Origin of the sequence: Bowmanella pacifica (assembly GCF_014645355.1) — a bacterium.
Taxonomy (GTDB): Bacteria; Pseudomonadota; Gammaproteobacteria; order Enterobacterales; family Alteromonadaceae; genus Bowmanella; species Bowmanella pacifica.
Genome location: NZ_BMLS01000001.1, coordinates 1,308,256 through 1,331,744 on the forward strand (window position 1 = coordinate 1,308,256; position 23,489 = coordinate 1,331,744).

The following is a 23,489-nucleotide window of genomic DNA, read 5'->3' on the forward strand; positions in this document are numbered from 1 at the left end:
GTGGTAACCTTTTTGCCGTTTCCTAATTCCAACAAGAGATTGTGCCAATGAAAAAGCTTTTCAGCCTGCTGATGCTAGCCTTTTTGCTCCCTCTGCAAGCCTGTGCTCAGGAAGTGTATAAAGAAGGTGAGCACTATGAAGTGATTAACGACAAAGCCACCGAAAAAGCCGAGATCCTGGAGTTCTTCTCCTTCTGGTGTCCTGCCTGTAATGCCTTTGAGCCTCTAGTGGCACAAATGAAGCAGAAGATGGGTGACGACGTAAAGTTTGAAAAAGTACATGTAAACTTTATGGGCTTTGCGTCAAAAGACACGCAGGAAGATGCCACCAAAGCTATGATGATTGGCCGTGCACTTAAACGTGAAGATGCCCTTAACAAAGCCATATTTAATTACATTCATGTACAGCGCTCTCCTGTCACGTCCCTGAAAGACCTGGAGAACATCTTCATTATCAACGGCGTGGAAGCGGCAGAGTTTGAGAAAATGGGTTCCAGCTTTGGCGTTAACAGCCTGGTTGCCAAAAACAACAAGACCATTGACCAGTACCGCAAACATGTTACTGGCGTGCCGAGCTTTATTGTTAACGGTAAATACAAGGCCAAGTTTGTCCGCGGTATGAGTGCCGATGAAATGGTTGACCTGGTAGTCTGGCTTACCAAACAAAAGTAAAAAATTAAGGGACCATATTGGTCCCTTAATTATACGGGCGCTGTCAGCCAGCGCCGGTTAAATAAATTCGTAAGCATCACCAAACAAATTATCCAACAACAGCCCTTGCTGATGGAAAGCATCCCTGGCCACACCGGCCATTTCAAAACGCCCCGCCACATAGACCTGATAAGGCTCCAGGCTGATAAAGTCTTCCAACACCGCCTGGTGCACAAGCCCGGAACGTCCTTGCCAACCATCGTGTGGATTTTCCAATACCGGCACCACAGTGAGCTTGGCATGCTGAGCGGCGAGCTTCTGTAGCACGTCCAGCGCGTACATGTCTTCCTGGGTTTTAGTGCCCCAATACAAAAATACCGGCTCACGCAGCGGCGCCGCTAATAGGGTTTGCAAAATACTCCAGGTGTAAGAAAAGCCCGTTCCACCCGCCATCAAAATAGTGGGCTTAGGCTCCGCATCACGCAGTTGCGCTTTACCGTGCGGGCCATCCAGCAGGATCTTGCCACCTTGCTGCACCTTTTCAATCACCTGCATCGCCCAGGGATTGTGTTCAGACGCCCCCACATGCAGCTCGATAACACCGTTGTCCTGCGCACCATTGGCGATAGAGAACGGGCGTTTATCGGTCTCTCCCATCACCACCCGGACATACTGTCCGGCCTTAAAGGATACAGGCTGTGTTGGTTCAAGTAGGATTCGCCACACAAAAGGTGTGAGGGATTCTAACTGCTTAATTTTGCATTCAAATTCAGACATTTCTCATCAATCTTGTGGTGTATTGCCAAGTCCCAGCTCATCCCAGAGACTATCAATTCTCTGTTTAACGGCCGGATCCATCACTATGGGACGTCCCCATTCTCTATCGGTCTCTCCAGGCCACTTATTGGTGGCATCCATGCCCATCTTGGACCCCAGACCGGATACCGGTGAGGCAAAATCCAGATAGTCGATGGGCGTATTCTCAATCAGCGTAGTATCACGGGCCGGATCCATCCTGGTGGTAATGGCCCAAATAACGTCATTCCAATCCCTGGCATTGACATCGTCATCACAAATAATGACAAACTTGGTATACATAAACTGGCGCAAGAAGGACCACACCCCCAACATCACCCGCTTAGCATGACCAGGATACTGCTTCTTCATGGTCACCACTGCCATACGGTAGGAACACCCCTCCGGCGGCAGGTAAAAATCGACAATTTCGGGGAACTGCTTTTGCAGTATCGGCACAAACACTTCATTCAGTGCCACCCCAAGGATAGCCGGCTCATCGGGTGGACGACCGGTATAGGTGGAATGATAGATAGGGTTTTTACGGTGCGTGATATGCGTCACAGTAAAGACCGGGAAGTCATCCACCTCATTGTAATAACCGGTATGGTCACCATAAGGGCCCTCCGGCGCGGTTTCATTTGGAGAAATATAGCCTTCCAGCACAATTTCAGCACTGGCCGGTACCTGCAGATCATTGCTGATACACTTCACCACTTCGGTTTTGTCACCACGTAGCAGACCAGCAAACGCATATTCGGAAAGGGTATCTGGTACCGGGGTCACCGCACCCAGTATGGTGGCAGGATCCGCACCTAAAGCGACGGCGACCGGGAAGTTCTCCCCCGGATGCTGCTCACACCATTCCCGGAAATCCAGCGCGCCACCGCGATGCGACAACCAGCGCATAATGACTTTATTGGGGCCAAGCAATTGCTGACGGTAAATGCCCAGATTCTGGCGCTTTTTATGGGGTCCACGGGTCACGGTAAGACCCCAGGTGATCAAAGGCGCGGCATCTTCAGGCCAGCAGGTCTGAATAGGGATTTGGGTAAGGTCCACCTGATCACCGCTCAGCACCACTTCCTGACAAGGCGCCTTGCTTACCTCCTTGGCCGGCATATTCAGCACTTGCTTAAACACCGGCAACTTATCCCAAAGCTCCTTAAAACCTTTTGGCGGATCCGGTTCTTTTAGGTACGCCAGCAGTTTGCCCACTTCTCGCAGGTTTTCTACCGACTCCTGTCCCATCCCCATCGCCACCCGCTTGGGCGTACCAAACAAATTGGCTAGCACCGGCATAGTAAAGCCTTTAGGATTTTCAAACAGGATAGCCGGACCGCCGGCTCGCAAGGTACGGTCTGCGATCTCGGTCATCTCCAGCACCGGGTCAATCTCCATGCTAATGCGCTTGAGTTCACCGGCTTTTTCAAGCTGTTCGATAAAATCTCGTAAGTCTTTGTATTTCATGTGCTTGAACTAAATTTGAATTGCCAGCCATTATACCTGAGATACATACGAGAATCCTGCTATGGCGGCTTATCTTTCTTTTCCAGGGGTTGTACGCTGTTTATACTTGCTCACAAGGGACTTCTTGTAGTGCCAACCCCTGGCTTATTAAGGGCAACCGATGGGCCAATACCACTTAAACGCACATAAAACACGCAGATAGAATAGCAAGGTGACGGCCACAGCGAAAAACACTTGCGCCCTCTCAACCAGACGCCCAATATGATTAGTAGCGTCAGGCCGTAAAGGCGGGTCTATCATAGATAGATTCCGGCAGGCCAGGGGATTCGACCACCATGTGGCGGTCAGAATAACAAGGCGCTCATTTTGCACCGGCCATTTGGGAGATTGCCATGCCTTTTACCCACCCTATGCTAGAAGAAATCAACCTGCTTCTTAAATTCCCGCTCGACAGCCTCAGACAAGGCCTGAAGATTCACCACGACGCCGACCCGGCCATAGTGGATGCAGCCAAGCGACTATTTGAGAAAGGGATTATCGATCAGGTAGACGGCGGTTACCTGACCGACCTTGGCCACGACTTGCACGAGCATGCGCAAATCCTGGCCTCTGCGTTATCTGCTTCATCAGCCGAGGAGTAAGCCATGTGCGCACAAGTAAATTCAGACAGTAAATATGACATTCTGGCGAAAAGCCCAGAGCAACGTAACAGCTACCTGCTGACACGTTTGCAGGAAACGCACGAAATATGGACGCTAGTTGACGACGATGGTGCGATGATTCTGACCACAGATGAAGAAGATTGCATCCCCATCTGGCCCGACGCCGCCTTTGCCAAAGATTGGATTAACGGTGACTGGTCACATTGCAAACCGCATAAAATCTCTTTGCAGGATTGGCAACACAAATGGTTGCCGGGTTTGGAAGACGACGAAATTCAGATCGTGTCTTTTCCGGTACCAGGTGAAGACGGGTTGGTTTTAGCTCCCTGGGAAATGGCCGAAGAACTGGCCTAAACTATCAGACTTGAACCCGGCCTGTGGCTGGGTTCTAATTCCCCCAACCAAATCCGTCAGGATCAACTTATGTTAGACCCAAAGAAGATTGAAGAAATAGCCAAGCAGATTTCTGACTCCATTCCACCAGGTGTGAAGTCCGTGGCAGAAGGTGCGGAAGCAAAAGTGAAGCAAGTGCTGCAATCCCAACTGAGCAAGCTGGACTTTGTCAGTCGCGAAGAGTTTGATGTGCAAACTCAGGTTTTAGTGCGTACCCGAGAAAAGCTCACCGCCATGGAAGAGCGCTTGGCAGAACTGGAAAAACAGCTACGCGATCAGGCGTAAGCCCATTGTGACAAAGGCCGTCATCACGGCCCCTGTCACAGATTTACCCGCTTTGGTTACTGAACTAAGCAATAATCCTGGGCTGATAACTAAATCTTTGCCTATATGCTTTAGGCGTGAGTTGCGTAAGGTTGCTGAACAACTTACGAAACGATGCCGGGTCACCATAACCCACCTTTTCGATAATACGCTCCACCGGCAGATCTGTCCCTTCCAGCAATTGTTTGGCCTTTTCCACCCGGATTTGTTGCAGGTAAGCTAGCGGTGTTTCCCCGCAGGCGGCCTTGAAACGGCGTATCAGGGTACGCTTAGTCACCGCAAACTGCTCACAAATGTCATCCAAACCGATACTTTGCGCATAATGCTGCTGCATCCACTGCTGCACCCGCTCAATCAGGCTGTCGTTATGACCAATGACAAAGCGCGGATCCATAAAGGTTTGCTGTGATAAACGATGTCGGTCAAGCAACAGAACTTTAGACAGCTGGCTGGCAAAGGGGTAACCACACAAACGCTCCAGCAGGGCTAAGCAAACATGTGTAAACGAGGTAGTGGCGCCGCCGGTCAGCACATGTTCGTCACTCACCACCAATTCATCCATACGTAGCTGTACACGGGGGTAACGACCGGCAAACACCTCTTTTAACCACCAACAAGTGGTTGCCTGACGTCCATCTAAGATGCCTGCCTCAGCCATTGCAAAGGTACCACTGCAGTGACTGGCAACCAGGCCGCCCATTGCCGAGGCATGATGCAACAGTGCAAACATAGGCTCGGCTTGCTGCAAATAAGCGCTCAGACCCGGTTTGTCGTAGGTATAAGCTGCCACGGCAATCATCACGTCGGCCTTCTCCAACGCCTGAATAGGATTGGCTGGCAAAATAAAGCCGTTGGAGCATTGAATCTGCTCCCCTGTGGTGGCGTAAAACTGCGTATCAAACAACGGAAACTCGTCATTTGGATTGATATAGCGCCACAAGGTGTTGGCATAATCAAAGAAATCCCTGACGCCCATCAAATGTGAGCCCACCGCATTGTCTGTTGCCAGCACCGCTATCTTCTTCACACCCGCCTCCAAAATGTCACTTTTGACATCTTTTTTATCATTATTGCCACTAACCTTGGTATTGGCAAGTCACTACACTGACCTGGTGAAATCAAGCGGCTAAAAACCGCGTTGGCCGATCAATAGGGGAGATAGAGAATGAGCTGCCATATGAAACACAAATCCTGGCTGGTACTACCAACCTTGCTCATGGCCTGGGGAGTGATGCTGTGGATCCAATGGAGCAGCGAACTGCCAATGGCCATCAACTTGATAGGTATCCCATTGTTAATGCTGTTGCTAGGCTTACTGGCCGGGCTTGCAATGGAGGGGGAAGACAACTAAAAGTTGCCGCCCCCTATGGAACAACGGCGCGTTTAGAATACGCCGTTTAAATCAGATAAGAAGAATCGATAGGCCGGGTTATCCGTTTGCTCCTGGAAGCTATAGCCCAGTTGCGTCACATGCTGATCGAATTCAGCGCGCGAGCCTTGTGGAATATCAAACCCCACCAGCACCAGACCTTCTGCCGCACCGTGGTTGCGATAATGGAACAAGGTAATATTCCAGCGCTCCCCCAAGGTATCCAGAAACTTCATTAACGCCCCAGGATGTTCAGGGAACTCAAAGGAAAATACATGCTCATTCAGCAAACTGGGAGGGCGTCCTCCCACCATATAACGTACATGCAATTTGGCCAACTCATTGTCTGACAGATCAAACAGCTGATAGCCTTCTTTATGCAACAGAGTGCTGATACGTTCAAACTCGGCCCGGCCTTCCCTCAGCTTCAAGCCAACAAAGATATGCGCTTCTTTATCGCTGGCAAAACGGTAGTTGAACTCTGTGATTGCCCGGCCGCCCAGCAATCGGCAAAAATGCCTGAATGCTCCGGCTCGTTCGGGGATCTTCACCGCAAACACAGCCTCTTTCTGTTCGCCAAGTTCACAACGCTCCGACACATAACGCAAGGTATGGAAGTTGATGTTGGCACCACACAAGATGCCGCCCAACTTATGCCCTTGCAAGCCATGTTGCTGAACATACTTGCGGATACCCGCCACAGACAACGCGCCGGCAGGCTCTGCGATGACACGGGTATCATCAAAGATATCCTTAATGGCGGCACAGATTTCGTCACTGCTGACGGTGATGACCTCATCTATATACTTCTGACACAGACGGAAGGTTTCACTACCAATCAGCTTCACTGCCACCCCGTCGGCAAAAATGCCCACACTGGCCAGTTCTGTGGGATGTCCAGCTTCCAGCGCGGCTTTCAGGCAGGCTGACTCTTCAGATTCCACAGCAACAATTTTCAGTTCAGGTTTTAGCTGTTTAAGATAAACCGCAATACCCGCCGCCAGACCACCGCCACCAACGGCAATAAACAGCGTATCCAGGTGGGGATTTTGTTCCAGCAGCTCCCGGCCGATAGTGCCTTGCCCGGCGATAACATCTGCATCGTCAAAAGGCGGTATAAAGGTATACCCATGCAATTCGGCCAGCCGGCTGGCTTCCGCTTTAGCGGCATCAAAGCTGGTGCCATGCAGCACCACCTCAGCGTACTCACCACCAAAAGTGCGTACCGCTTCCACTTTGATATCCGGGGTAGTTTCCGGCATCACAATAATGGCGCGGATCTTTTTAATACGCGCCGAATACGCCACGCCCTGGGCATGATTGCCGGCCGAAGCGGCAATGACCCCGGCCTGTTTTTGTTGTTCGGTCAGTTGGCAAATGCGATTGTAGGCGCCGCGCAACTTAAATGACTTCACTGGCTGCTGGTCTTCCCGCTTCAGCCAGATATCGTTACCTAACGCCGTGGACAGCTTGTCCAGATGCACTAAATCACTTTTCACTGCCACATCATAAACAGGTGAAAGGAGGATTTTCTTCAGATAGTCGCCTTCCGAGACTGTCATCCTTTGCCCTCCAGCAGGGCGCGGTCACGCACCGCTCCTTTATCCGCACTGGTGGCCAACATGGCGTAAGTTTTTAATGCCAACGACACTTCACGCTGACGATTGACAGGCTGCCAGGGCTTATCAGCTTGGTTCATTTGTTCGCGGCGCGCAGCCAGCTCAGCATCACTGACTTGTAATTGAATGCTGCGGTTGGGAATATCAATAGCTATGATATCGCCAGGTTGCACCAGTCCAATGACGCCACCGGCGGCCGCTTCCGGAGAAACGTGACCTATAGACAAGCCAGAAGTACCGCCAGAAAAGCGCCCATCGGTGATCAGGGCACAGGCTTTGCCCAGCCCTTTGGACTTCAGATAAGAGGTGGGATAAAGCATTTCCTGCATACCCGGACCACCCTTAGGCCCTTCGTAACGAATAATCACCACCTCACCGGCTTTCACTTCGTCACTCAAAATGCCGCTGACCGCCGCATCCTGGCTTTCATATATACGCGCAGGCCCGGTAAAGCACAGATTATCCTCATCCACCCCTGCGGTTTTAACGATACAGCCGTCTTCGGCCAAATTACCAAACAGCACCGCCAAGCCACCTTCCTGACTGAAGGCATGTTCCATATCGCGAATACAGCCTTGCTGTCTGTCCGTATCCAGGCTGGGATAACGGCAGTCCTGACTAAAAGCCTTAGTGGTGCGAATACCAGCAGGGCCCGCTTTAAAGAAGGTGTGCGCAGCGTCATTGTTCGCATTTGTTACATCCCACTGCCCTATGACATCACCAATACTGCCGCCCAAAACATGGGGGCTATCAGGGTTAAGCAGGCCACCTCGGTTCAGTTCGGCCAGGATTCCCAACACGCCACCGGCACGGTGTACGTCTTCCATATGGTATTGTTGCGTGGCAGGCGCCACCTTACATAAATGCGGCACTTTACGGGATAAACGATCGATATCCGTCATAGTAAAGTCCAGCTCGGCCTCTTGTGCGGCCGCCAATAAATGCAAGATAGTGTTTGTGGACCCGCCCATGGCGATATCCAGCGCCATAGCATTTTCAAAGGCAGCACGACCTGCAATAGCACGCGGCAGAGCAGATGCATCATTGTCCTGGTAATAGCGCTTACACAGTTCCACGACAACCTGACCGGCTTGCTTAAACAGACCTTCGCGATCCGCATGGGTCGCCAGCATCGAACCGTTACCTGGCAACGACAATCCCAACGCCTCGGTTAAGCAGTTCATGGAGTTAGCGGTAAACATACCTGAACAAGAGCCACAAGTAGGGCAGGCTGAACGCTCTATGGCTTCGCTGTCGGCATCAGACACATTAGGGTTAGCAGCCGCCACCATGGCATCAACCAGATCCAGGTGAATGATTTTGTCGGAGAGCTTGGTTTTGCCCGCTTCCATGGGGCCACCAGAGACAAACACCACGGGAATATTCAGACGCAGCGCTGCCATCAGCATTCCCGGCGTAATCTTGTCACAGTTAGAAATACACACCAGCGCATCGGCGCAGTGGGCATTGACCATATACTCTACCGAGTCGGCGATCAGCTCACGGGAAGGCAGACTGTACAACATACCGCCATGCCCCATGGCAATACCGTCATCCACCGCAATGGTGTTAAATTCCTTAGCCACCGCGCCAGCTTCTTCAATACTACGCGCCACCAACTGGCCCATATCTTTCAAATGCACATGGCCGGGCACAAACTGGGTAAAGGAGTTGGCCACAGCAATAATAGGCTTGCCAAAATCCGCCTCCGTCATGCCTGTGGCACGCCATAAGGCGCGGGCACCGGCCATGTTGCGGCCCTGGGTGGTGGTTGCTGAACGTAATTTTGGCATGGTAAAAAACCCTTATTGTCTGAATTGTCGGGGCTAAGTGCCCCATTATCTAAATCTCTGTCCGTTACTCTGCGGGCTGCATTGCCTGCCCAGTTTAACGTTTTTCTAAGCCGTTTTCGGTAAAGGTTGCGCCTGTGTCGATTGCTGTTCACCGCTTTGCACTAACTGGGCCTGACACTCCAGTGAAGCCAAATCATACAACTTATTCAATTGGCTGGTTAACATGCTAATGGGGTGCTTGCCAGATACCAGCATTGACACTTTCATCTGCTTGGATGCCGGTTGCATCTGCATGCTATCGACCCGAAAGCCACGGTAACGGGTCGTTTGCAGCACGCGTTCCAATACCGCAGGTTGATCCGTTAACAACATCTCCAATTGATAGTTCATTTTGGTTGCTCCCACATTTGATGGTTGGCGGTATTAGGTGGCACGATGGGCCACACGTTATCTTTGTGATCTAACTGCACATGCAGCAGGTAAGGGCCCGGATATGCCAGCATTTTGCGCAATGCTTCACCCACCTGGCTACGGCATTGGATCACATCACTTTGAATATCAAAGGCAGCTGCCAGGCGGCTGAATTCCGGGTTGTCTGACAAGTCGGTTTCGCTGTAGCGCTCTTCATGGAACAGTTCCTGCCACTGCTTCACCATGCCAAGACGCTGATTATCAAGAATCAGAATTTTCACTGGCATCTGATAGCGACGCAGGGTACCCAACTCCTGTACATTCATCATAAAAGAGCCATCACCGCAAACGGCCACCACCTGGGTATCGGGATTGGCCACCTGCGCGCCAATAGCTGCCGGCAAACCAAACCCCATAGTGCCCAGTCCGCCGCTGCTCAAATGACAGCTTGGCTGGGAAAAGCGCATATGCTGAGCCACCCACATCTGGTGTTGACCCACATCGCAACTGACAATGGCATCATTGGCAGACATATCGCTCAATTGTCTGAGCAATTGCGGGGCATCAATCTGACCAGGGCTGTTATCTACAGCATAAGGAAAGGCTTTGCTGACCTTCAGGTCACTCACCCATTCACGCCATGATGGATTAACGGTATCGGTGCCTAGCAGAGGTAAAATGGTTTTTAAGTCACCCAACAGACTGACATCAGCACGACGACGTTTGTGAATTTCGGCTGGGTCGATATCAAGGTGAATCAACTTAGCATGGGGAGCAAACTCATCCAGTTTGCCCGTTACCCTGTCATCTAGCCTGGCACCAATGGCAATTAACAAATCACACTGTTGTACGCTCAGGTTAGCGGCAGCCAGACCATGCATCCCCAGCATTCCCAAGTACAAGGGATGCTCAGATTCCGCACTCCCTAAACCTTTGAGGGTGCATACCTGCGGCAGATCCGTGCGCTGAATCAGGTCACGTAACTCGTCTACGGCATTTGCCATGCCAACACCGCCCCCAATGTACAGGACGGGACGCTCGCTGCTGGCAATTAGCTGATTGGCTGCCTGTAAATCCTGCATCGAATACTCGGGCATCTGATAGTCCGAGACAGCTTGGGGAGTAGCGGGCACCAGGCCGGTCAGAATATCTTTAGGAATATCCACCAACACCGGACCGGGGCGTCCTTCCTGGGCAATGTGAAAGGCTTTTTGCAGGCAAGGCACCAAATCCTCAGCTGTCATCACCTGCATACTGTGTTTACAGATACTTAATGACAAACCCAATACATCCACTTCCTGGAACGCATCAGAGCCCATTGCCGGGCGCGCTACCTGGCCGGTAATCATCACTAAAGGTACCGAGTCCAATTTGGCATCTGCCAGACTGGTCAACAGGTTAGTGGCGCCCGGGCCTGAAGTCGCAATACATACGCCGACTCTATTGGTAGACCGCGCATAACCTATAGCGGCAAACGCAGCACCTTGCTCATGACGGCAGAGGTAATGCTGCACAGGTGAGTCAAGAAGGGCGTCATACAGCGGCATAATGGCTCCGCCGGGATAGCCGAAAACTTTGTCTACACCTTGTTCTGTCAGGAACTCCAAGATGGCTTGTGCGCCTTTCATCTTCGCTCTCACTCTTTTTCAGCGCCCATAAAACAAAAAACCCCCCGGGCTTTCGCGCGGGGGGTGTTTCGTGTAACTGGACTTATTTCAGACCAAACGCTTCCCCCGCGGAGATAATAATCACCACGACCACTACGACAGTAAGAAGAAGGTTTGCGAAAAGGTTCATATAAGGCTGTTTGCCCACTAAATATCAAGTTACGTCACTGCTATTAGAAATAGCACGGCGGTTGAAGCCAGATCAAGCAATAATTTTTCTCAAAATCCATTTTTATAAAACAAGTCTTTCTCTCCCTTGTTATTTTTACCCTCACCGCATTAGAGTATGGGGCAATTCTGACGATGGAAAAGTGGCATGAGCCATTGGTTACACTGGATTGATTTACTGGGTGTGGCAGTCTTTGCCATCTCTGGCACATTGATGGCCTATCGTAAGCATATGGATGGCTTTGGCGTGATAGTGCTGGCATCGGTCACCGCGATCGGCGGTGGTACCTTGCGCGATATGATTTTGGATCTCCCGGTGTTTTGGGTGCAGCAGCCGGATTTTCTGTATGCCATTTTAATTGCGGCCATGGTGACCATTTTTTGGCTGCGTATTACCCATAAATTTCCCTACCAAACCCTACTGGTGGCAGATGCCCTGGGCATCGCATTTTTTAATATCATGGGTATGCAAAAAGCCTTGGATCAAGGCACCGGTGCTTTTATCGCCATTGTTATGGGGACCATGACAGGTGTCTTTGGTGGCTTAATTCGGGACGTAATCTGCCGGGAAATTCCTCTGGTTTTAAAAGGTGAACTTTATGCCACAACCTGTATCGTGGGTGGCATTTTGTATGTGTCGGCACTGGCGTTAGGCATTTCTGATTTGCCGGCAATGGCGCTAGGCATGCTGGCCACCTTACTACTCAGGCTGGGGGCAATACGCTGGCATTGGCAATTACCGGTTTTTCAGGGCAGTCACTGACTCCCCAGGACTCGTCATACTGGCGTTCCCAGCCTGCTGAACTAGGCTTTGACATGTGCAGCCAGGGAAGACCACATGTCACTAGCCATAGTCCATACTCGCGCCAGCGTAGGTATAGAAGCGCCCCCAATCAGGGTGGAAGTGCACTTGGCCAATGGACTGCCTGCGTTCAATATCGTCGGCTTACCAGAAGCCTCTGTCAGAGAATCCCGCGACCGGGTTCGCAGCGCATTGATCAACTCGGGGTTCGAATTCCCTGCCAGACGCATTACGGTTAACCTCGCTCCAGCGGATCTCCCCAAGGAAGGCGGACGTTTTGACCTACCGATCGCCATAGGAATTATTGCCGCCTGTGGCCAAATTGCCGCTCAGGCGCTGGATAAATATGAATTGGCAGGTGAACTGGCACTATCAGGGGAACTGGCCCCCATCAGTGGCGCCTTGCCTTTTGCCCATGCTTGCCATAAAGCCAAGCAAGCCCTGATTATTCCCCAACAAAACGCATCTGAAGCCAGCTTAATTAATGGCATCACGCTCTTTGCCGCTCCCGCGTTACTGCAGGTTTTTCATCATCTTTGTGGTCAGCAAAGCTTACTGCCTTATAGCGGTGTCATTCCATCACAAGTCAGCAGCCAGTCTTTGGATATGCAGGATGTGATTGGCCAGACAACCGCCAAACGAGCGCTTGAGATCGCGGCGGCTGGCGCGCACAACCTGCTGTTCACCGGGCCGCCAGGGACAGGCAAAACCATGCTGGCCAATCGACTGGTGGATATTCTTCCCCCCATGTCCGACGACGAAGCTCTGGAAACCGCCACCATCCATTCCATTACCGGCAAACCGGTCGAACCGGCACATTGGCGACAGCGCCCGTTTCGCCATCCGCATCATACGGCATCGGCTATCGCCCTGGCTGGCGGAGGCAGCATTCCCCGCCCCGGCGAAATATCCCTGGCTCATAACGGTGTGCTGTTTCTTGATGAGCTACCTGAATTTGATCGCAAAGTATTGGATGTACTGAGAGAGCCTCTCGAATCAGGCTATGTATGTATTTCCAGAGCAGCACAACAGGCCAGGTTTCCTGCCAGGTTCCAACTGGTGGCAGCGATGAACCCCAGCCCAACAGGCAGCGTCGAGGATAAACGCAGTACACCGGACCAGGTTCTGCGTTATCTGAACCGCTTGTCGGGCCCGTTTCTGGACCGAATCGATTTACAAGTCGATGTACCGCGCTTACCTAAAGGGAGTCTCAGCAACCCACAACAGGCTAGGGGTGAGAGCAGCCAGATTATACGCCAGCGGGTTCTCTGTGCCCGGGCTAGACAGTACGAACGGCGGGGTAAAGCCAATGCGGAACTCAGTGGTAAGGACATCAGCATAGATTGCGCACTGGCAAACTCGGATCAATATTTCTTGGAAAACGCCTGTGAACGCCTGGGCTTGTCTGTGCGTAGCTATCACAGGTTACTGCGGGTAGCCCGAACCATTGCAGATTTACAGGCAGAGGCATTGATTAGCCGAGAACATCTGGCCGAAGCCCTGCAATACCGGGCCTTTGACCGCTTAATGGCACAATTGCTGGCTCAATAAGTATGAAACTAGACATTGGTCTGCAACAACAAGGAATTAACACTTATGACACTTGCGCTTTACTTGACAAGTCAATAGCATAAGGCGTGTTGCGGCTTTTTCGCTCACGTCTAACCGACTGGCGATTAAGCAGTAGTACAACGCCATTTGATAACCATAAAAACAATAGCAGTTTGCCAGCTGGCGACCCGTTTGGAATGGAATAATGAAGCGAATAGCACACCTTGCTCTAGCAATAGCACTGGTTTACCCAACCAGTCTGCTTGCAGCGGAAAATGCCTCGGTTGAGGCCATCCAACAGCAAATTCAAGCCAACCAAAGCGAATACGACAGCTACCATCGGACGCTGGAAGGTGAAATAGCCAAAGCCGCACAGTTTGAGCGTGATCTTGCGTCCATGCGCACCAACGGAAAAGCATTGGAGCATAACCGGCAGGTTAAGCTGAACGAGATGAATGTTCAGTATGAGCGCACTATTGAAGACCCCAGTATAGATATTAACGAGGCCAGGGAAGCCTATCTGTCAGCGGTTCGCGCGCACAAAGAAAACAAAGACGCGATTACGGCCAAGTACAATGAATGGCAAAGCAAGCTGTTGGATGTAGAGCAACTGCGCCTATCCAAACACAGCTTGTTAAACAAAATTGAAAGCCTGAAAGAAAAACTCAATAACGCCCGGGTTGATCGTTTATTCCGTGAATTTAACCGCCAGGATCAGGTTACGGTCAATCATGAGATAACCTGTGATCGCAACGAGACCATAGGCAAATGTTCCGAGCGCGGTAAGTTCCTGGCCAAGCAAAAAGCCTCTAAGCGCTTTTTGGATCAGTTGTATGACGGTCTGACAGAAGCTCCCGCTGCTAAGCAACACCGCCCATACTCTGAGGCCTATGTGTTATTGCTTCGCAGTGACGTAACTCAGGATGGCTTCAGCGGTGCCGGTAACTATGCGGTGCAGATGAATGTAGAACTGAAGGGTAACCTGAAGCGTACCGAAGGCTGTCAGTTATTGGGTCTGGACAAACGCTATTGTGTCGCAGAGCGTGCGCAGCAAGACATGGCCAAAGTGGTTACTGTTCCTAAAGCATCTGATGGCAGCGCGCCAATCGATGAGTCGGTTATGTACGAGCTGACCGTGCGTTCCAACGTGTATGACGATGAAGTCTATATTGATGGCGTCAGCTACGGTTCAACACGATTACAGATTATGTTGCCAGCCGGCCCTCATGACCTGGAAGTGGTCAAACGCGGCTACGAAACCTTCCGCCAGAATATCCAGTTGAAGGAAAGCACCACCATCAAAGTGGAGATGAAACGGGCCCAGTTTGCTTTCAACAAAGGGGAAAAAGTTCAGGATATCCTTAACGGCGATATCCCTGGCCCACAGCTGGTTGTGGTACCTGCGGGCACCTTCCGCATGGGTGATATTAACGGCAGTGGCTTGGAAAACGAGCGGCCGGTTGAAACCAAAACCCTGAACAACTCCTTTGGTATCGGCGAGTTCGAAGTCACAGTGGCAGACTTCCGCCGCTTTGTGGAAGAAACCAGTTATGTTACCGATGCCGAGAAAGACAGGGGCTGCGCTTTCTATGAGCAAGGCGCACCGGTATGGCAGGCCCAGTTGAACTGGCGCACTCCCGGCTATGCCAACACCGACAATCACCCTGTAGTTTGTATCAGCCAGCGCGATGCAACAGCTTATGCGAATTGGTTAAGTGAAGCCAGCGGCAACAAATACCGCCTGCCCACCGAAGTCGAATGGGAATACGCCGCCCGTGGCGGCAAAGAAAATGACTATTGGTGGGGTAACAGCGTGGGCACAGGTAATGCCAACTGTGGTTGGTGTGGTAGTCAGTGGTCAAATATCAGTGCCGCGCCTGTGGCCTCTTTTGACCGCAACAGTTACGGCCTGTTTGATACCGCTGGCAACGTATGGGAATGGACAGTCTCCAACGCCTCAAGCAATGGCTCAGTAGTGCGTGGTGGTGCCTGGAACTTTGCGCCTCGTCTGGCAAGAGTATCAACCCGTATGGAGCTGGACCCCAGTTTTCGCGCCAATTACATCGGCATGCGCGTCGTCAGAGAACGCTAAGTATCGCTGCTCTAGAAAAACCGGCTCACGCCGGTTTTTTTATGTCCAGGGATGGACGGTATGTCGACGTTGTCAGGAACATTCGTCGACTATGTCCAAGGATGGACGGGCAAGCACTGTCTGGCTTTAACTCCAAACAACACAGATGGCGGCAACCACAATCAACAGCAGACCCAGTTTATCGGCTTTTGCGAGCTTTTCACGGAACAGCCAGGCAGAGATCATCAAGCTAAACAGCACCTCAACCTGTCCCAGGGTTTTAACCAGGGCGACAGACTCCAGGCTCATGGCGGTAAACCAACCAATGGAACCAAGACAACTGCAAAAGCTGATCAGCAGGGTCAATCTGGGTCGATGCCACAAGGCTGTCAAGGTGGCGGCATCTTTGACCAACAGCCAGCCGATCATCAACACGGATTGAAGAACAATAACCAACAAAAGCACCCAGGCCGCTCCGTGGGGGAAAGGTAATCCCAAGGCTAGACTGGCTTCTCTGACCCAAAGCGAAGTCAGCGCGAAGGCCAGGCCACTGCCTAAGCCCAATCCCAGCGTTTGCCATGACCATCCATGCACAGCACGGATGCCGCTAAGCAAAAACACAGCGAGACCGCCAAGTAGCACACCAAGCCAGCCCAACCAGTCGAGAGAAACGGCATAGAATGCAACACCAAGGGCCGCGGCCAGAATCGCTTCGCTTTTAGCCAGCCCCACCCCGATGGCGTAATTACGTAACTGAAACAACCTAACCATCAGCGCGGTGGCCAGAATCTGCATCAGCGCGGCTCCCAAAATATACCAGGCGAAAGCCAGGTTGGGCTGAGGGAGCTCCACAGGTTTCCACCAATAAAGTCCCAGCAAGTAGATTGCCGCTAACGGACTGGCATAGAGAAAACGCGCTAATGTCACCCCACTGGCAGCCACTTCATGACTCAGTTGTTTTTGAAAGGCGTTACGCCAAGCCTGCATAAACGCGGCCATTAAGGTAAAGGGGATCCAAAGCACGTAAAATTTACCCTTGATGAAAAAGACGCCAGATAATAACAGCCTGCGTCACTAAAGCGTCAGATTTGTTCCAGCAGGGCCCTGATCAGCGGGTCGGTAGCGCGCTCCTTCAGGCAGCACAATCCCAACCGGAAGGGTTCAATATCGCCCAGTGCAATAATAGCTATCTTGTCGGCCAGAATAGACTGCTCAACAACAGGACGGGGCACTATGCCTATTCCGCAGCCCAGCGCCACCATGCTGACAATAGCTTCATGGCCCCCCACAGTGGCATACACATTAGGGCGAATGCCATGCTCAGCCAGCCAATGGTGCACGATACGTTTTGACGGCCCCGAATCCGGCAACACCATAGACACCCCGCGCCAATCCACTTGCTCCAATTGCGTAAGTCGCATGGAGGCGGGGCAAATCATCACCAAGGGGAGGGTATCCAGATGATGAAAGGCCAACTCTGGCGGGAAATCCGGTGCATCAACAGCAATGGCCATATCCGCCTTACCTGTTAACACCTTGTCGGTGGAAACACCGGGATCGCCGGTCGTCAGCTTGATTTCCACCTGTGGATACAAGTGCCGGAAGCGTTCCAGCAGGGCGGGAAGATGGCTGTAACTAGCGGTAACAGAGCAAAACAAACTAAGCTCACCGGCGATCTCCTGACTGTGACGCTGAATCTCACTTTTTACCTGCTGCCACCCCGCCAGCGTTTGCTGGCTAAATTCCAACAGCCGGCTGCCCGCCGCCGTTAATTTAACCTTGCGGTTATCCCTTACAAACAGCGCCGCTCCGCACTCCTCCTCGAGGCGCTGTATAGCACGGCTTAAGGTAGAAGGACTGACATACAAGGCCTCGGCGGTCTTGCCAAAATGCAGACTGTTGGCCAGGTGCTGAAAAAGTTGCAGGCTACGGACATCCATCATTATTGCAGAATATGAAACACAGGCTTGCAAATATATCATTTTATTCAACAAGAGCCATGGCCTATTCTCTATTCAACACAAGTACGTCACTGGCTTGTAAGAAGAAGTTTATTGGTCGCCCGGATGGGGGGCCACGGAGAAATTTATGGCAAATTATTTTAACTCCCTGAATTTTAGACAGCAGCTGGATCAGCTGGGTCAATGCCGTTTCATGGATCGTCAGGAATTCACTGACGGCTGTGAATTCCTAAAAGGCAAAAAAATTGTCATCGTTGGCTGTGGTGCGCAAGGCCTGAACCAAGGTCTGAACATGCGCGACTCCGGTTTGGATGTCGCTTACGCACTGCGTCAATCCGCCATCGATGAAAAACGTGATTCATGGCAGCGTGCGACCTCCAACGGTTTTGAGGTCGGCACTTATCAGCAGCTTATTCCCAACGCGGATCTGGTCTATAACCTGACGCCCGATAAGCAACACGCAAATGTTATCGAAGCGGTCATGCCGCTGATGAAGCAAGGTGCAGCCCTGTCTTATTCTCACGGTTTCAATATTGTTGAAGAAGGCCAGCAAATTCGCAGCGACATTACGGTTGTGATGTGTGCACCCAAGTGTCCTGGTACCGAAGTACGTGAAGAATATAAGCGTGGTTTCGGTGTACCTACCCTGATTGCTGTTCACCCTGAAAATGATCCACAAGGTCTGGGTCTGGATATTGCCAAAGCCCTGGCTTCTGCCACAGGTGGTGACAGAGCTGGCGTACTGCACTCCTCTTTTGTTGCCGAAGTAAAGTCTGACCTGATGGGCGAGCAAACCATCCTGTGTGGTATGCAACAAAGTGCCGCCATCTTAGGCTTTGAAAAAATGGTAGCCGATGGCGAAGATCCAGCTTACGCCGCAGCACTGCTCCAATTTGGCCTGGAAGCCATCACCGAAGCATTAAAGATCGGTGGTGTGACCAACATGATGGACAGATTGTCCAACCCGGCCAAAATTGAAGCCTTTGAACTGTCCGAGCAACTGAAAGATTTACTGCGTCCTCTGTTTGAAAAGCATCAGGACGATATCCTTAGCGGTGAATTTTCTCGCACTATGATGCAGGATTGGGCCAATGGTGATGCCAATCTGCTGAAGTGGCGCGAAGAAACCGGCCGCAGTGGTTTTGAGCAAGCTCCTGTGTATCAGGGCAAGATCGATGAGCAAGAGTTCTTCGACAAAGGCATCTTCCTGGTAGCCATGATCAAGGCCGGTGTTGAGTTAGCATTCGAAGTTATGGTTGAGTCCGGCATGTTGCCTGAGTCGGCTTACTACGAATCGCTGCATGAAACCCCGCTTATCGCTAACACTATTGCCCGTAAGCGTCTGTACGAAATGAACGTCGTTATTTCGGACACGGCAGAATACGGCAACTACCTGTTTGCCAACGCAGCCATTCCACTGCTGGCCGAGAAGTTTATGCCAAGCTTAAGTGCGGAATTGCTAGGAAAAGGGTTATCCAGCCAATCTAACAGCGTGGATAACAAAACTCTGGTTGCTGTTAATCAGGCCATCAGAGACCACCATGTTGAGTTGGTAGGTGAAGAGTTACGTGGCTACATGACTGATATGAAGGCCATTGTCGCAGCGAACTAAATTCTCCAGTTTCTGTCGTTAGGTGCTAACCAAGCCCTTTGCCCGGTCAATTTGGCCGGGCTTTTTTTATTCCCCTCGAATACTTCATATGTGAAAATATTGTAAAAACATTTAATCCATTAAATTGACTAATCGTTGTGCGTTTCCTACGTTTGTTGTGCTCTGCTGGTTGTAATGTCACCAGCGCCTCGACAACAACAAACATAGGACAAGGAACGATGAGACGAGGATTTCTTCCGGCATACCTGCTGAACACAGTGGGCGTGCTTACCGCCTCCAGTCTGCTTGCGGCACCGGGTACGCCAAATATCGCCTGGCTGGAAACGAACTACGCAGCCCCAGCCCAGTACACTATTCAATGGGATATGTGGTGGGGTAACAACGGGGATACCTGGTATCTGCTGGAAAATGGGGCCGTTATCCATACCGGGGCATTAACGCCCAACGGCCAGAATGCACAAAGTGGGCAATTACAGATAAATAAGTCCTCTGGCGGCAATTTCACCTACCAGATAAAACTTTGTGATACCTCAGTAACGCCTGAATCCTGCAGCCAAAGTAATACCACCAACATCAGCGTATCCGGCAGTGCAACCAATCAACCTCCGGTCGTCAATGCAGGTAACGACCAAAATATCCAACTCGGCAATGCCGCCAACTTAAGTGGTAACGTGCAGGATGATGGCCTATCTTCACCCCTGACTATCAGCTGGGTCAGCCAATCTGGTCCAGGCACAGTTAGCTTTGCTGATGCAACCGCCCAAAACACGACCGCCACCTTCAGTGCAATGGGTACTTATGTATTGAGATTGACCGCAAGCGACGGCGAATTCAGTGCTTTTGATGATGTGCAAGTGGTGGTATCTGATATTGCCTTGAATCAACCTCCCGTGGCCAATGCCGGGGCTGACACCAATGCCACGTTGAACACGGCCTTGTCATTAACTGGTAGCTATCAGGATGATGGTAAAAGCGGTCCGATTATTGAGACCTGGAGCATGATATCCGGCCCCGGCAATGTCACGTTCAGCAACCCTAATACTGCTAACACCCAAGCAACGTTTGATGCTGTTGGCGGCTACATATTGGCCTATACAGTAAACGATGGTGAATTTAGCCATAGCGACCATGTCAATGTGACCGTCGCCGACGCATCAGTCCCTGAAGCCCCCGCCGCCCCAGCCATTGCCTGGATGCCTACAGAGGCTGATTTAGTTAATGGCAGCTTGGATATCACCGTGAGCTGGAATATGCCCTGGGGTAAAAACGGCAATCAATGGCGACTGCAGCAAAACGGCACACAAGTGCATAGTGCGCCACTTACGGCCAACGGTAACAGCGCACAGTCCGGTCAGCACACTGTCACTGTAACCCAAGCAGGCAGTTATAGCTTTGTGGTTGCACTTTGCAATCTGTCTGGCAGCCAGGAAGCCTGTACCAACAGCGCGCCGGCCACAGTGAATGTGAGTGGTGGTGGCACGCCAATAGCCAGCTGTGGCCCAGGCACTGCGGCCGGGCTATGCCTGCCATATCGCGCCGATCAGGTTGATCTGTTTGTCAAAGGCTGGCCGAATACTCTGGCCATGGGCACAGTAGTCGATAATGATCCTGCCGATAATGCCGCACTGGCTGCATCAAAGGTGAATGCCATTTACCAATATGCCGGTGACGGTATACGCGGTCAGTTACTGACACCAGATGCCACTCGTCAGACGATTTCTCAGGCCAGGCAAGTCGGTAACGAGGTGCGGCCGGTGTTAGTTGCCACAACCGCCAATGCCAGTATCGGTGCCGATTTGGGTTCAGAGGACATTCTGACTTACGCGAATTTGGTGGGCCATTACCGCAACCTCATTCGCCAAGCCGCACAAATGCAGTTGGCTAAAGATGCCAATCATCCTTATCCAGCCACCTTGTTACTAAACAGTGAGTTATTGGGTCAGTGGTTTGAAGCACGAAACGACTTTACTACCCTATTTGGCAGTCAGGGCAATTGGACGCCAGTGCAGGTTGTACAAGCGATTCAAGAAGCCATTAGCCTTGACAGCGGCTACCAGTTGCAAGACAGCAGCGGCAGTCTACAAAGCCTGGGCAGCTTGTATAACCTCAGTAGTCTGCAAACGGAAGCCGCCAGCTTACTCAGCGACGATCTGAAAGGTTGGATCCAATCCCAGCACTTTATCCTCAAGCGCTTCAGCCCGGATGTACCTTTTGCCTGGATAGTTAATCTGGAGGGGCCAGCCAATGCGGCAGCTCTGCGTGCAGCGTATTCTGGCATGCAAGCAGTATGGAATGGCGCGGCAGAGCCGATGGCCGCTTTTATCCACGAACTGGGGTTATTTGATAACGCAAACCTGCGACCCGACTTCCTGGCTTTTGATAAAGGCAATGATGACGGCTTCTCGCCCAGCGGAAAAATTTATCATAGCTTTGGTCCGCGCCAGTGGGAAAACTACCTTAACTATGTTCGTCAAATCAGCGACTACTTTGCCGTGCCTGCCATGCTGTGGCAGTTACCCGGAGGTCACCTGGCCACCAACAATGAAAACATCGGCAACTATGATCTGGTTAATCACTCTGCCAGTGCGGGCAGCTACTTTATGGGCGACAAAAACATCGGCACTAATTTGTCGGCCATCCGTCCGGCCGTGCTTAACATCGCACTGGATGCCAATACCTATGAGAATGCCAGCAGCGTTAGCACCTTGCTGGGGCAGGAAAGCAACCATGACTGGGGCGTCAGTCGCCTGCGACATGCCGCCTTTGCCAACGTATTCGCCATCCTCTGGGGCAGCCCCACCAGCACCGCAGTCGTGCCACTAGGGACCAACAACGACAATAACTGGCTAAAAGATAAGATCATTGCTTATCAAAATAACGGCGGTGTACCGCTTTATCACATTGCCGGACCAGCCAGTTCCACACCGTTAACCGCCATTCCCGCCTTGAATACCGAATTACAGAGCATAGAGTCGGTGATCAACAACGAGGTATTTCTATATCAGACCCCCTCTAACGCTTGGATCCCCTCAACTGTTTACAAATGGGGCGACTTTCTTTCGGCACTAAATGCCATGCACAATCAAGGGGTAGGGGATGTGAAATTCTGGCTTATCGACGATACAGCCAATGAGGCCACCAACATCCTTTATGCCAAGGTCGCCATTGCCGCTTTTCTGGCGCAAAGTATGAAGGAAACCATCCAGTACAATGCCTGTGACGAAAACAACTGGTCAATCAACACCGGCGACCCGGTGAACTACCCCTTGTCTTCATCCTGTGGGCAACTACAGCAAAACTACTCGGATTATGGCGTCAATCCCGCTACGGGCAATGATTATCCTTATTCCTGTCCGGTTAATATGAAGATGGAGATGACCGCTGTCACTCATGCCAAATGGTACGGTGCACCAGCCCCACTGTTTGTAGCACCGGATGCGGTGCTGGAGGAACAGGGGCTACTGGTTAACGGCCACGTAGGTAAATGGAACTACTCATCAGATTGCAGCGGACAAACCGGAACCGCCGACCTGAGCAAGCAGGCGTGGCTGCGCGATGAATGCAAAGTCTACGATGAGCAAAAAGCGGGCAAGTTCATCTGGGACGGTAGCGCTGGCAAATCCGTGGAGGGTTGCGGCTGGTGGGGTCGCGGGGTAATTCAAACCACGGGCCGCTTTAACTTCGGTAAGCTCAACCATTTTCTGGGTCGCAGCCATGTGGATCCCGAATTGGTGGGCCAGGTGGTGGAAGGTATGCAGGTCGTAGCGGCTCCCAGCAACCCGTTATACGGTGATATGGATCTTTGCCAGAATCCTGAGCTGGTCTGCAGTACTCAGGAGCACAAAGAAATTAAATGGATTGCCGGCCTGTTTTATTGGATGAATGAAGTGCAGGGCTATGACAATAGCGGTGGTCCTTATGCTGGCTGGAACTACCATCAGGAGCTGAAAGCCTATGTCGCGGGTGGCCTGCAAGGCAGCACCTTTATCGATGATATCTCCGGCATCGTTAACCGCGGCTGCCCAGACACCACCTGCCCCATCAGTGGCCCAGTGGATGGCCTGGCGGATAGAAAAGATAATTTCTTTAAAGTACTACGTGCCATGGGATTAAATCCCCAATAGCTAAAGCATAAAAACATCCCCAGCGCTCGCCGGGGATGTTTTCTCAG

At 51.6% G+C, this 23,489-nt stretch carries 19 protein-coding genes; 10 read left to right on the forward strand and 9 right to left on the reverse strand.

Annotated features, from left to right (window positions below; all coding sequences use genetic code 11):
- Positions 1–47: 47 nt before the first annotated feature.
- A complete protein-coding gene (locus IEX02_RS05430; RefSeq protein WP_188691284.1) occupies positions 48–671 on the forward strand; it encodes a thiol:disulfide interchange protein DsbA/DsbL in 624 nt (207 codons plus the stop codon).
- 57 nt (positions 672–728) lie between these two features.
- Here the strand turns inward: IEX02_RS05430 and fre are convergent, their stop codons facing one another.
- Positions 729–1,427, reverse strand: a complete 699-nt coding sequence (fre, locus tag IEX02_RS05435) for an NAD(P)H-flavin reductase (RefSeq protein ID WP_188691286.1) — start codon at positions 1,425–1,427, stop codon at positions 729–731.
- A gap of 6 nt (positions 1,428–1,433) precedes the next feature.
- Positions 1,434–2,915, reverse strand: a complete 1,482-nt coding sequence (gene ubiD, locus IEX02_RS05440; protein WP_188691289.1) for a 4-hydroxy-3-polyprenylbenzoate decarboxylase — start codon at positions 2,913–2,915, stop codon at positions 1,434–1,436.
- A gap of 392 nt (positions 2,916–3,307) precedes the next feature.
- Between ubiD and IEX02_RS05445 the strand changes: the two genes are divergently transcribed.
- From IEX02_RS05445 to ubiK, 3 genes are all read left to right on the forward strand, one after another.
- Entirely contained in the window at positions 3,308–3,556 is a 249-nt protein-coding gene (locus IEX02_RS05445; protein WP_188691292.1) for a TIGR02647 family protein, read from the forward strand.
- A gap of 3 nt (positions 3,557–3,559) precedes the next feature.
- Complete coding sequence (locus IEX02_RS05450; protein ID WP_188691294.1) at positions 3,560–3,931, forward strand: DUF2750 domain-containing protein; 372 nt, start codon at positions 3,560–3,562, stop codon at positions 3,929–3,931.
- 69 nt (positions 3,932–4,000) lie between these two features.
- A complete protein-coding gene (gene ubiK, locus IEX02_RS05455; protein WP_188691297.1) occupies positions 4,001–4,255 on the forward strand; it encodes a ubiquinone biosynthesis accessory factor UbiK in 255 nt (84 codons plus the stop codon).
- Positions 4,256–4,319: 64 nt separating this feature from the next.
- Here the strand turns inward: ubiK and IEX02_RS05460 are convergent, their stop codons facing one another.
- Positions 4,320–5,321, reverse strand: coding sequence for a GlxA family transcriptional regulator (locus IEX02_RS05460; RefSeq protein ID WP_188691300.1), 1,002 nt, complete (start codon positions 5,319–5,321; stop codon positions 4,320–4,322).
- Positions 5,322–5,471: 150 nt separating this feature from the next.
- Here IEX02_RS05460 and IEX02_RS05465 point away from each other — a divergent pair, with 150 nt between their 5' ends.
- Entirely contained in the window at positions 5,472–5,645 is a 174-nt protein-coding gene (locus IEX02_RS05465) for a hypothetical protein (RefSeq protein WP_188691302.1), read from the forward strand.
- 32 nt (positions 5,646–5,677) lie between these two features.
- Here IEX02_RS05465 and ilvA read toward each other — a convergent pair whose 3' ends face one another.
- From ilvA to ilvG, 4 genes are all read right to left on the reverse strand, one after another.
- The gene (ilvA, locus tag IEX02_RS05470; RefSeq protein ID WP_188691305.1) at positions 5,678–7,225 is read right to left on the reverse strand and encodes a threonine ammonia-lyase, biosynthetic; all 1,548 of its coding nucleotides are present in this window, start codon (positions 7,223–7,225) and stop codon (positions 5,678–5,680) included.
- The gene (gene ilvD, locus IEX02_RS05475; protein ID WP_188691308.1) at positions 7,222–9,075 is read right to left on the reverse strand and encodes a dihydroxy-acid dehydratase; all 1,854 of its coding nucleotides are present in this window, start codon (positions 9,073–9,075) and stop codon (positions 7,222–7,224) included. Before ilvD ends, ilvA begins: the two co-directional genes overlap by 4 nt.
- 105 nt (positions 9,076–9,180) lie before the next feature.
- Entirely contained in the window at positions 9,181–9,465 is a 285-nt protein-coding gene (ilvM, locus tag IEX02_RS05480; RefSeq protein ID WP_188691312.1) for an acetolactate synthase 2 small subunit, read from the reverse strand.
- Complete coding sequence (gene ilvG / locus IEX02_RS05485; RefSeq protein WP_188691315.1) at positions 9,462–11,114, reverse strand: acetolactate synthase 2 catalytic subunit; 1,653 nt, start codon at positions 11,112–11,114, stop codon at positions 9,462–9,464. The genes ilvM and ilvG overlap by 4 nt, the downstream gene beginning before the upstream one ends.
- 355 nt (positions 11,115–11,469) lie before the next feature.
- Between ilvG and IEX02_RS05490 the strand changes: the two genes are divergently transcribed.
- The 3 genes from IEX02_RS05490 (at position 11,470) to IEX02_RS05500 (ending at position 15,766) form a co-directional block, all read left to right on the forward strand.
- Positions 11,470–12,084: a trimeric intracellular cation channel family protein gene (locus IEX02_RS05490; RefSeq protein ID WP_188691318.1), complete on the forward strand. Its 615-nt coding sequence runs from the start codon at positions 11,470–11,472 to the stop codon at positions 12,082–12,084.
- Between the two features lie 75 nt (positions 12,085–12,159).
- A complete protein-coding gene (locus IEX02_RS05495; RefSeq protein ID WP_188691320.1) occupies positions 12,160–13,674 on the forward strand; it encodes a YifB family Mg chelatase-like AAA ATPase in 1,515 nt (504 codons plus the stop codon).
- A gap of 205 nt (positions 13,675–13,879) precedes the next feature.
- The gene (locus tag IEX02_RS05500; RefSeq protein ID WP_188691333.1) at positions 13,880–15,766 is read left to right on the forward strand and encodes an SUMF1/EgtB/PvdO family nonheme iron enzyme; all 1,887 of its coding nucleotides are present in this window, start codon (positions 13,880–13,882) and stop codon (positions 15,764–15,766) included.
- A 126-nt stretch (positions 15,767–15,892) separates the two neighbouring features.
- Here the strand turns inward: IEX02_RS05500 and IEX02_RS05505 are convergent, their stop codons facing one another.
- Positions 15,893–16,744 carry an EamA family transporter gene (locus tag IEX02_RS05505; protein ID WP_229702112.1) on the reverse strand — a complete coding sequence of 284 codons (852 nt, stop codon included), beginning with the start codon at positions 16,742–16,744 and terminating at the stop codon, positions 15,893–15,895.
- Positions 16,745–16,827: 83 nt separating this feature from the next.
- Positions 16,828–17,685 carry an HTH-type transcriptional activator IlvY gene (ilvY, locus tag IEX02_RS05510; RefSeq protein ID WP_188691340.1) on the reverse strand — a complete coding sequence of 286 codons (858 nt, stop codon included), beginning with the start codon at positions 17,683–17,685 and terminating at the stop codon, positions 16,828–16,830.
- Between the two features lie 148 nt (positions 17,686–17,833).
- Here ilvY and ilvC point away from each other — a divergent pair, with 148 nt between their 5' ends.
- On the forward strand, positions 17,834–19,318 hold the full coding sequence (ilvC, locus tag IEX02_RS05515; RefSeq protein ID WP_188691343.1) for a ketol-acid reductoisomerase: 1,485 nt from the start codon (positions 17,834–17,836) through the stop codon (positions 19,316–19,318).
- 218 nt (positions 19,319–19,536) lie between these two features.
- Positions 19,537–23,442 (forward strand): chitinase N-terminal domain-containing protein, encoded by a 3,906-nt coding sequence (locus IEX02_RS05520; protein WP_188691344.1) that lies wholly within the window; start codon positions 19,537–19,539, stop codon positions 23,440–23,442.
- Positions 23,443–23,489 lie beyond the last annotated feature (47 nt).